9 protein-coding genes and 1 pseudogene are annotated in these 9734 nt (G+C 63.0%); 6 read left to right on the forward strand and 4 right to left on the reverse strand.

Translation table 11 applies throughout. From position 1 onward, the window contains the following. Window positions 1-133 precede the first annotated feature (133 nt). From ABTZ43_RS11575 to ABTZ43_RS11590, 4 genes and pseudogenes are all read left to right on the forward strand, one after another. Window positions 134-250: pseudogene (locus ABTZ43_RS11575) on the forward strand (SDR family oxidoreductase); the annotation flags it as partial. Continuing rightward, a complete protein-coding gene (locus ABTZ43_RS11580) occupies window positions 240-1298 on the forward strand; it encodes an L-idonate 5-dehydrogenase (protein ID WP_350538905.1) in 1059 nt (352 codons plus the stop codon). The pseudogene ABTZ43_RS11575 and the gene ABTZ43_RS11580, both read left to right, overlap by 11 nt. Continuing rightward, the gene (locus ABTZ43_RS11585; protein WP_350538906.1) at window positions 1295-1843 is read left to right on the forward strand and encodes a gluconokinase; all 549 of its coding nucleotides are present in this window, start codon (window positions 1295-1297) and stop codon (window positions 1841-1843) included. The genes ABTZ43_RS11580 and ABTZ43_RS11585 overlap by 4 nt, the downstream gene beginning before the upstream one ends. A gap of 15 nt (window positions 1844-1858) precedes the next feature. Next, window positions 1859-2602: a helix-turn-helix domain-containing protein gene (locus ABTZ43_RS11590; protein WP_350538907.1), complete on the forward strand. Its 744-nt coding sequence runs from the start codon at window positions 1859-1861 to the stop codon at window positions 2600-2602. Between the two features lie 65 nt (window positions 2603-2667). On the opposite strand, the gene ABTZ43_RS11595 is transcribed toward ABTZ43_RS11590, so the two are convergent. Then, window positions 2668-4320: a DUF6119 family protein gene (locus tag ABTZ43_RS11595; RefSeq protein ID WP_350538908.1), complete on the reverse strand. Its 1653-nt coding sequence runs from the start codon at window positions 4318-4320 to the stop codon at window positions 2668-2670. Between the two features lie 293 nt (window positions 4321-4613). On the opposite strand from ABTZ43_RS11595, the gene ABTZ43_RS11600 reads away from it, so the two are divergent. Continuing rightward, window positions 4614-5552, forward strand: coding sequence for a DUF2971 domain-containing protein (locus ABTZ43_RS11600; protein ID WP_350538909.1), 939 nt, complete (start codon window positions 4614-4616; stop codon window positions 5550-5552). Window positions 5553-5834: 282 nt separating this feature from the next. Further along, complete coding sequence (locus ABTZ43_RS11605; protein ID WP_350538910.1) at window positions 5835-6392, forward strand: recombinase family protein; 558 nt, start codon at window positions 5835-5837, stop codon at window positions 6390-6392. 259 nt (window positions 6393-6651) lie between these two features. Here the strand turns inward: ABTZ43_RS11605 and ABTZ43_RS11610 are convergent, their stop codons facing one another. The 3 genes from ABTZ43_RS11610 to ABTZ43_RS11620 all read right to left on the reverse strand — a co-directional run bounded on the left by ABTZ43_RS11610 (window position 6652) and on the right by ABTZ43_RS11620 (window position 9547). After that, the gene (locus tag ABTZ43_RS11610) at window positions 6652-6999 is read right to left on the reverse strand and encodes a hypothetical protein (protein WP_350538911.1); all 348 of its coding nucleotides are present in this window, start codon (window positions 6997-6999) and stop codon (window positions 6652-6654) included. A 1133-nt stretch (window positions 7000-8132) separates the two neighbouring features. Further along, window positions 8133-8957 carry a hypothetical protein gene (locus ABTZ43_RS11615; protein WP_350538912.1) on the reverse strand — a complete coding sequence of 275 codons (825 nt, stop codon included), beginning with the start codon at window positions 8955-8957 and terminating at the stop codon, window positions 8133-8135. Between the two features lie 167 nt (window positions 8958-9124). Then, the gene (locus ABTZ43_RS11620) at window positions 9125-9547 is read right to left on the reverse strand and encodes an ASCH domain-containing protein (protein ID WP_350538913.1); all 423 of its coding nucleotides are present in this window, start codon (window positions 9545-9547) and stop codon (window positions 9125-9127) included. Window positions 9548-9734: the final 187 nt, after the last annotated feature.

Consider the following 9734-nt stretch of genomic DNA (forward strand, 5'->3'; position numbering starts at 1 on the left):
TGGCGCGACCTTTGTTCGTTCACAGCCTGAGCGGCGGGGCATCTCCGACACGAGGGCGGGCGTGTGTTCGTCTTGAGCCTCATCGGCGGGATTGAATGCGTTCGGCCTGACGAACGAGGAGTGCCGCATTCTCAACCGCTACGGGGTGCAGGATCTCATCGGCCCGGCCGTTTGGCTCGCCTCAGACGCCTCGGCCTACGTGAACGGCCAGGTCGTGTTCGTGGACGGGGGGATGAGCGTTGTCGTCTGACCTCTCTCCCGTCCCCCCAGCATCCGTGCGGGCGATCGTCGCCCATGGCACCGATGACGTGCGAGTCGAGACCGTGCCGCTGCGTGCGCCGACCGCCGACGAGGCCGTCATCCAGATCGTCTACGGCGGCATCTGCGGATCGGATCTGCACTACTGGAAGCACGGTGCCGCCGGACAGTCGATCCTGCGGGAGCCGATGGTGCTGGGGCACGAGGTGGTGGGCACCGTGGTCGTCCCCGCGCGCGACGGGTCGGGCCCCGCCGCGGGAACCCCAGTGACGGTGCATCCCGCTCGCTACGCCGAGTCGCCCGCGCGGTTTCCGGCGGACCGGCCGAACATCTCAGGTGGCGTCACCTACCTCGGCTCCGTCGCGCGTCTTCCGCACACAGCCGGCGGCTTCGCCGATCACGTCGTGCTGCCGACCGGCATGCTCCGGGAGCTTCCGGCGGGAGTTCCCCTGCGCACCGCCGCGCTCATCGAGCCCGCGAGCGTCGCCTGGCACGCCATCAACCGTGCCGGCGACCTCGCCAGCAAGCGGGTGCTCGTGATCGGCGCTGGCCCGATCGGCTCTCTCATCGTCGCCGCAGCGCGGGCGCGAGGAGCAGCCGAGATCATCGCCGTCGACCTGCACGAGCGGCCCCTGCGCGTCGCCACCGAGGTCGGCGCCACGACCACGCTGCTGGCCACCGACACAAAGGCCATCCTCGCGGTCGATGCCGACGTGGCGCTCGAGTCGTCAGGAAACCCGCGCGGACTCGCATCGGCGATCGGCGGAACCACTCGGGGCGGCAGGGTCGTGATGGTGGGCCTGCAGCCCGACGGCAATCAGCCGGTGCCGATCGCGACCGCCATCACGCGCGAGATCGATCTGGTCGGCTCCTTCCGCTTCCACGAAGAGATCGACGACGTGATCCGGGCACTCGGCGACGGAACCCTCCACATCGACCCGGTCATCACTCACGAGTTCGCGCTCGACGACGCTCTCGCCGCGTTCGAGACGGCGCTCGACTCGACCGTATCCGGAAAGGTCCTGGTGAAGTTCTCATGACGGCATCCGCCTCCCTCCCCGCCCCGCTCGTCGTTGTGATGGGAGCCTCGGGGTGCGGCAAGTCGAGCGTCGGCGTCGCCCTCGCCGCGCGGCTCGGCGTGCCGTTCCAAGACGCAGACGACCTGCACCCCGCTTCGAACATCGCGAAGATGTCGGCAGGGACCCCGCTCACCGACGACGACCGCGCGCCGTGGTTGCGCATCGTCGGCGACGAGCTGCACCGGCAGGAGAGCACGGGTCTCGTGATCGCGTGCTCCGCTCTGCGAGGGGTCTACCGAGACGTGATCCGCGAGCACGCCCCTGAGGTCTTCTTTGTGCACCTCGACGTCAAGAAAGAGGTGCTCGCCGCCCGGTTGTTCATGCGCAGCGAGCACTTCATGCCGCTGGATCTGCTCGAATCGCAGCTGGCCACCCTCGAACAGCTCGCGCCCGAGGAGCCAGGGCTCACGCTCGACGGGGCGCAAAAGATCCACACCATCGTCAGTCGTGCCGAAGACGTGGTGCGCGAGCGCGGTCGTGCGCAGGTCGCCGCGTCGGTGATCTGAGCCGACAGAGCGACGATGACGACGAATCGCATCCCGCACGGCAGCCCCGCCGGATACGAGGCCGGGTGCCGCACCCGCTCCTCCTGCCCGCACGGCGATCTGTCACCCTGGGTCACCTGCGCCGAAGCGTCCGTGCGCAGGCGCTCGGATTATCGGATGTGGCAATTGCCCCTCGACCAGCCAATCCCCCGCCGCGGGAAGGTCGACGACGCCCCGTCTGCTCCAGAGGCTCAGGAAGCCTCAGGTGCAGACACCGACCTCGACGCTCACGGCACGCTCGGCGGGTATCGCCGCGGGTGCCACCGAGACCGGCTCTGCCCGAACTGGACGATCGGTCGCACGACCTGCGCCGGCGCCCGCCGGCAGTACATCCGCGACTACCGCGCGCGTCGGTTCCGTGACGAAGGCCATACGATCACGCACGGCACGACGTATGGCTACTACCTCGGATGCCGTGACCGGCGCACCTGCTCCGGGGGTGCAGACGGGGTTACGTGCTCCGATGCACAGGCGACGCGCAAGCGCGAGATCGCGGCGGCCGCCGGTATCCCGCCTCGGGTTGAACCTGTGGACTCGCTGCCGGCCTCCGAGCGGATCTGGCAGCTCCGCTCGGAGGGCAGGTCGCTGCGCGAGATCGCACGCCTCACCGGTTGCGGCCACACGACGATCGCGGAACTGGCGAGAACGGGATCTGGCCGGCGGTCACAGATCACCCCAGAGACCTTGCAGCGGATACTCGGGTCTCGAGTCGAACGCTGAGACGCAGCTACCTCCAGTCGACCGGCGCAGCCGTGCGAGGCCATGACCGCAGTGCAGTCGCTCGCTCATGCTTCGTCGTCACCCGCTTCGACATCCGACTCGCTGAAGGAGACCTTGCTCTTTCGCTTCACCTTCTTCGGCTCTACTGGCTCCATGTCGATTCTGGCGAGGGCAATCTTGAACCCGGCGCGCTCGAGCAGTTTGAGACAGTTGGCGATCTGCACCTTCGTGAAGAAGAAGAGTGACTCACTCAACGGCCCTGGCTTAGGGGTAGCTATCGCAAGAACGAAGGTCGCGTCCGAACGATCTAGTTCTGCTGCACCCTCCCCGTGAAGCTCATCCCACGCGGTCGCGAGCCTCTCCTTGTAGCGCGAATCTCCCCAAGCATTAGCACTGTTCACGGCCTGCGCGACTAGGTGCGACAGCGTCGCCGAACTGGAGGCACTCTTCACGCACAGCAAGTGCCCCTCAGGCGTGAGGAGGTCGCTAATCTCCAACCGCTCGTAAACGCTGAAGACGACCAGCTTCTTGTCGAGGAGCGCGTATCCCTCAGATTCCGCCACAGCGATGTTGTACGAGCCTTCGGCAGTCTTGTCACGCGTGTCGTCGGCAAGCACCTTCGAGTCCCAAACCGGGAGCGACAACTCCTCGGTGAGATCTGGGATTCGATCGATCTGAGCCTGAATCCTGGTCGAGAAATCAGGAAGCACCTCGAACCACAGACCAGCAGAAAGAAGGTAGTTCGCTCCGTCAAAGACCACCTCCGCCTGTACATAAGCACGTAACGATTGCACTCGATCGACGAGCGCACCGTCCTCGTCGAACGCACGGACCTTCACATCCTCAAGCGGACTGCGCTTTTCGTCGAGCAGCGAAAGCGCATCGAACACGGCACCCGGGGTCAGCTCCTCCAGCGTGAAGCGACCGGCGTACCCGACTCCAAGTTCATAGTGATCGAGGTCCCCTTGTTCGAATGGATCAGGAGCGGCGAAGGCAATCGTCGCATCGCGCGTTCGAATCTGGTCGACCACCAACTCGTCGAGCTCAGCGATGCGCTCATCACTCTTGTCTAGTGGAGTGATCTGGTCCAAGAACGGGAATTGCTTCTTGTAGTCGTCGCGTTGATACGTGGCGAGAACCTGATCGGCTTTGGCCGGGAGGGATTCAAGCGAGAACTGCGGGATCGTGATCCTCAGAGAATCTGAACCGGCGAGCGTGGTCCCGAAGGAACCGTCGGACGACTTCCCTGAGAGCTGGCGCAACCAGTCTTCATCTACCTCGACGGCAAGATCACTGAAAGAGCCGTCGACCGGAAGCAACGTCTTCTGATCTCGGGAATTGCTCGCAATTCCTCGCGTCTGTGCACCCCTGATCTTTCCCGCTTGCACGATGTTCGCGGTGACTCGGAGACCGAAGCCTCGCTCGATTCGGGCTGGTTCGATCGCGTGGAAACCGGTCCCGAAACAGACCGCAAGAACTCTATCCCCGCGAGTGACGAAAACCACCGCGCCGTAACTTCGCGACTCGGACTCTTCACCCAGCGAAGCGACGTCTGCAATCTTCGTCAGCTCATCCACCCACCCTGGTGCACGCGGGTCGCCCTGCACCAGGAAGGCAGAGATTGAATCTCCATGAGAGTGGACGGGTAACTCTCGGACGCCCTGCTTCTTACGGAGGTCATCCTCGTCGCCCGAGGCCCCAGCCCGAAGCAGATACATCGTTAGCCGCATTTTCCCCCCTGCCGCGAAAACTCCAGTGACTGGAATATATCGGTCGCGACATCGCTAGTGTCGAAAAAGACGCGCGGGTCGTCGACGAGCACTCACGATAAGAGCGCCAGATACCGGTGGGCCCTGGAACAGCCGAGATCGTAGTGCTGACCGCCGCACCTCAGCGTCCGGCCTCGATCAAGAGTAAGAAGCTCCGCGCGGCCGCGAACAGTACGCTCTCTTACGGACCAGCCATCCGCGTCGCGAGCGAAGCGAGCGGTTGCACGATAAGGGAGCCATCGATGACCGAAGAATTCGACTTCGCAGATCATATCGACGGGGCGCCACTGCCGGCACGCCTGCGAGCTGGCGCCGTATGGCACTACACGACCGCCGATGGGCTGCTGGGCATCCTATCCAGCAACCATCTCTGGGCCTCCGCACCGCAGGTACTAAACGACTCTTCGGAAGTCTTGTTCGGGGTTGAGCTCGTCCGAGAGGTGCTCGATGAACTGGAAAGCACCGTTCTGCCGCCCGCGTTCCATTCCTACCTTCGTCGAGTGGTCGACGAATCGTGGGTAGCGTCGATCCAGAGCAGCTGCTTCGTGATCTCTGCCAGCACCGAGAATGATCTCCTCAACCAGTGGCGCTACTACGCGAACGCCGACGGATTCGCGGTCGGCTTTGACACGAGCGGATCCTGGGGGACCAGATCTGTGGTGTCGGGCGTAGGCGGCCGAACACCTGTGCCAACAATCTTCACCCCCGTCGTACCTGGGTGGCACTCAGTGGAATACGACCGTCAAGCCCAGCGCCGCAGCGCTCGAAACGCACTGCTGTTCGGAACCATCAAGCCGCCAACCGCGAGCGATAACTGGCTGGAGGACTCGGACGAGTGGGACGAGATCGTCGGTCACACCCGCCTGCTGCTCAACACCGTGCCGCTCACCGTGAAGCATCCGGCGTTCTCTGACGAACGTGAAGTTCGGTACATCGGCGGAGCGTCGAACAACCAGGTCAGATTTCGAACCGCTGGTGGACGAATCGTTCCCTACACAACGGTTGCTGCCTTGGATCGGCAAGAATCAGCCGACGAACCCGACCGACAGTTCCCGCTTTTGGGAGTGATGTGCGGCCCGGGCTGTCGGCCTGGCACGACAGATATCGTTGCGCGCGCTCTCAAGCACTACGGCTTCGCGAACGTCCCGGTCAAGACGTCGGACGCACCACTTTCACTCTGACTCGCGACCTGGATCTGCGCAAGCTACGTCGCTCCCTAGCCGCTGATCCGTGGATGGTGAGTCCCACCTCGGCCGGGACACAGCAGAATATGATCGCCTGCTTCGTTGAAGTTCGTGCTCCTTGGGGGCGCCGGGGCGCTGTTTCACAAACGACCGTTTACGGAACCAACCCGCAGCGGCCCGCAGCGACGTCGATCGCCGGCGTGTCGTGTTGTCAGAACTCAATGTCAGAATCAACGTCCGCTTGATGACTGGACGCACGAGTATCGGTACTCTCATTCTGTGGGCGAGGTATTCGGCTACGCGCGAGTGTCAACGAGCGATCAGAACGCGCAACTGCAGATTGACGAGTTGCGCGGAGCTGGGTGCGGCCGAATCCTAGTCGAGACCGCTTCAGGGGCGGGTGAGCGGCCAGAACTTATCCACCTGATGGATCTCCTCAGGCCCGGTGACACAGTGGTCGTCTGGCGGTTAGACCGACTTGGCCGTTCGCTCAAGGACCTCATCGAACGAGTCGACGACCTTCACAGCCGCGACGTCGCTCTGCGCTCGCTTCGAGAGACAATCGATACAAGCTCAGCGGGTGGACGGCTGATCCTGCATGTCTTCGCTTCTTTGGCCGAGTTTGAGCGGGACCTGATTCGCGAGCGCACCAACACCGGACTCGCAGCGGCACGCGCTCGAGGGAGATTTGGCGGCCGACCACGAGTCCTCACTTCGGATCAAGAGCAGATCGCGCGAACCGCACACCAACAGGGGCGAATGAGCGTCACCGAGATCAGCGTCGCTCTCGGAGTGGGGCGGTCGACCATTTATCGGGCTCTCCGACGCCCTCACTGACCAGACAACCCAAGAACCGACACGAACCGAGTCCGCACTTTAGGAGAATGGCATGACGGAAGAGCCGCTGACACCTGCACAGGTGCGACGGTCATTGGCCCTGATCGAGAAGGGCCATCAGCTTGAGGGGAAGCAACCAGACGCCGAATCACTCGATCGAGCTCGACGTGTTCTCGCTGGGGAGCTCAGCGCAGATGACGCGCGCGAGGAGATGACGAGGGCACTTCAATCGCTCGCGAGTCGCGAGAAAGGACCAGGTCTAGCCACTGAATGAGTCATCGACGAGGGCTTGGGCAGCGGCGATGACCTCTTCAAAGCGCCCTTCTCGGATCGCAGTGATCGCGGTGTCGTCACGCAGCCACGGGTTCCCACCGATGAACCAAGCGCGGGCGACATCGTCACCTTCGGCCTCTCGCACTGTGCGCCACACCGATCCCGCTACCTCGAGCCGCGAGAGAGCCGCTGCGTCAGGGCGAGCGCCATGCTCTTGAGCCCAGGCGAGCGCAATCTGCGTTTCCTTCGATCCCGCGAGCGTCGATACGAGGGTGGGGCCCAGCGCCTCGTTCAAATACTGAACCAGATCTGCACTTTGGGTCGGTGTTCTCACGGGATTCACCTTCTCGTCGGGGTCAACACCATGGTGCCCCCGGGAGGCGAGCGGCGCAAGCGATCTCATCGCGGAGAGGTGACGGCTGAATAGCGGTCATCGCTAGCACCCCTTACTGGATGCGCACCGCTGACTAGCGCGGATCATCCTTGCGTGGATGACGCGACTTCGTCGTCACCCGCGCCTGGAATTCTGCCGAAACCGGGATGCGCCAGTGCGCACGCATATCTTGTCCGAGTTGAAGCGCGTCTAGTACATCCCTCCCCCACGCTGGTCGCCCGGCCACCGATAAACGGCCCGTTGTGGTGCGGTTCTGAATGTGGGATGGCGTTCCGGCACGGTGGCCTCGTCCGTCCTGTGGCTCTGCACACTGCGCATCGGTAACGGGCGATCGTCAGCGAGTCCTAGCTGCGTCGCGAGTTGCCGTGCCGCCTCTCGCGATTCCCAGTAGTCCGTGTGCCCAAGTTTTGTCTCCGCCGTCCTGTCCCATCGCGCCATGGGGCCTCCCCGAGAGCCGACCGCGCGCGTCCAGCCGCGGCGCGCGAGTCTCATTCCAGGACGGAAAAATGCTTTCAGAACGAAGTCCCGCTTGGAGTGCAGCGCCACCTGAATCGGGCTCTGCATCAGTGCACGCGCAAACACACCGTCAGGGCGACAGGCGTCTTCGGGCACGGCAGCGGCCATAAGAAATGCAAGGCGAACCGGAGCGACACTGCTTTCAACCTCTCGGGTCGCGAGAAGCTCCAAGACAGCGTGGCAACCTAGCGAGTGACCGACGACGATCAACTCCGTCGCACCGCTATCTGTGAGCGCCTGGCTGAGCCGTCGGCCCGCCTCGCCTGCCGCACCGACCCGACTGCTGAATGACGCCTTGTTGTAAAACCAGTTGGGGTCGGATCCGGGCCAGTAGACCCTCGCTATCGAGATGTGCTCCGGCAGGCGGCCCAGGCTCGTCTGGGTGCGTACATTCTCGGTGAACGCGCGGTACTCTTCTGTCGCCTTGCGCGGTGGCGTGGCGTACCCATGCACGAGCACGATGAGTGTCCGCCTGAGACGCGGTATGACTACTGGGTCGGACGGACGCGCTACTGAGCCGCCTACGCGCGGGGACCGGAGATTGATCGTGCCAACAGCTAGACCCGTGTGCGCCAACGTTCCACTCCTGCGGTAATGTCCCGAACGAGCCACGAGAGGAAAGCGCCAATCGTCGCGCAGAGCCCTACAGCCAACATGAGACTCAAGGAGTTGGCGAGAAGGCTGTAGCTCACCGTTGCACCGACGAGAGCCGAGATGGCGATCGAGAGCCAGGATACGTAGCGTCGCCAGCGACGTGTTGCCTCGAGCTGGAAACCGTCGAGCTTGGCTTGAGCGGCCATCTCGAAGTCCCCGCTGTTCTCGTTCCACTCCTCCGTTAGTGTCGAAATGAAGTACCGGCGTTCATCGTCATCAAGATCCCTGTTGGATAGGACCTGCTCCCCAGCACGTAACGCGAAGAGTCGCTCGAGAAGGCTCGCTCTAGGTACATCCTCCCCGACGAGGAGTCGCAGAGCGAGTAGAGGTGCTTTCACAGGCGATGTGGCGACGTCGCTAATGACGTACCCAATCCGAGCGCTGAGTTGCTCGATTGGGACGTCGAAGGGCGCTAGTCTGCGTCTCTTCACCGGCACCCCATCAACTCGCGCGGCCAGTTGACGCTGAACTTGTTGCGTCGCGGGGTCACCGAGCCATTCGCTGATCGCGGCCAGTTGAAAGCTCCCTCGAATCGGAGTGACCCGCTTGATGATCTCAATGACGGCCGCTGCCGCCACCGCAGCGAAAACGACAATGGTCGCGATCAACTCGAGCGAGAAACCGTGCGACTGGATTCGGTAAGGCTCGGTGTAGCTGGAGAGCCAGATCGCCACCACGATCGATGCTGGAACGATCGGCACGACGTACAGAAAATAATGAGCTTTCATGCCTGGCGGCCCTTCAGTTGCGGGTTGAACGGGATTCAATCTAGTGCTTGCCCTCTCCCTGTATCGCAACTCGCACGCCTAGATAGGTACGTTTCCGGAAATCTTGCAAGCAGTTCCACCATGGGAGCCTCTTGAGCTTGCTCGACGGTGAGCGCCTGTCAAGGCGCCTAATCACTCGCTCGGGTCGCTTTCATCGCCGCAACGTGGCGCATTGCGGAAAGTTGCTGCTCGTCCAAATAGCGGAAGCTCTGGGGAGGCTCGAGACCGAGCGCTTCCCGCAGGGCGGACAGCGGCACGGGATGCTCCCATGGCTGCGGGTGTGACATGTACAGAAGAGTGGATGCTTCCGCTCCGTCGAGATACACCGCGAGCGCGTCCCTGTCGATGTCAATTGCGTGACGGTGCAGACGCCACACCCGAGAGGGTGTCTCTCTCGCGGTATTGGCGAGGGTCATCGTGCCCACTATCGCGCGTTCAGGTGAACTTGCGTAAAGCACGACTGTCGTCCCCGCAGGCACCTCGGGGAATCGTCGCCGGACTTCGATGGTCTTGCGACCTTCTAAGAGTGCGCGCGCGTAGCGGGGCTTCACGGAGAGCAGTATTGCTCTCATGCTTGCTCTTCTGTGGCGAGCTGAGTCGCTATCACGTCGTCAAACAGTTGGGGGACTCCGAGTCTGGCCGTCAACAAGGATGTGGTCACATTGTTCTCACGCAGCAAGCGGTAGAAAGTGCGTTGACTCACTGGCGCACTGAGCAAGTGAGTGTCCTCGAATCTCA

It is taken from the genome of Microbacterium sp. NPDC097977 (genome assembly GCF_040302605.1).
In the GTDB taxonomy this organism is placed as follows: Bacteria; Actinomycetota; Actinomycetes; order Actinomycetales; family Microbacteriaceae; genus Microbacterium.

Coding starts and splice junctions, on each gene's coding strand:
- ABTZ43_RS11585 (WP_350538906.1), top strand. CDS start 1,295: ATGACGGCATCCGCCTCCCTCCCCGCCCCGCTCGTCGTTGTGATGGGA.
- ABTZ43_RS11590 (WP_350538907.1), top strand. CDS start 1,859: ATGACGACGAATCGCATCCCGCACGGCAGCCCCGCCGGATACGAGGCC.
- ABTZ43_RS11595 (WP_350538908.1), bottom strand. CDS start 4,320: ATGTATCTGCTTCGGGCTGGGGCCTCGGGCGACGAGGATGACCTCCGT.
- ABTZ43_RS11600 (WP_350538909.1), top strand. CDS start 4,614: ATGACCGAAGAATTCGACTTCGCAGATCATATCGACGGGGCGCCACTG.
- ABTZ43_RS11615 (WP_350538912.1), bottom strand. CDS start 8,957: ATGAAAGCTCATTATTTTCTGTACGTCGTGCCGATCGTTCCAGCATCG.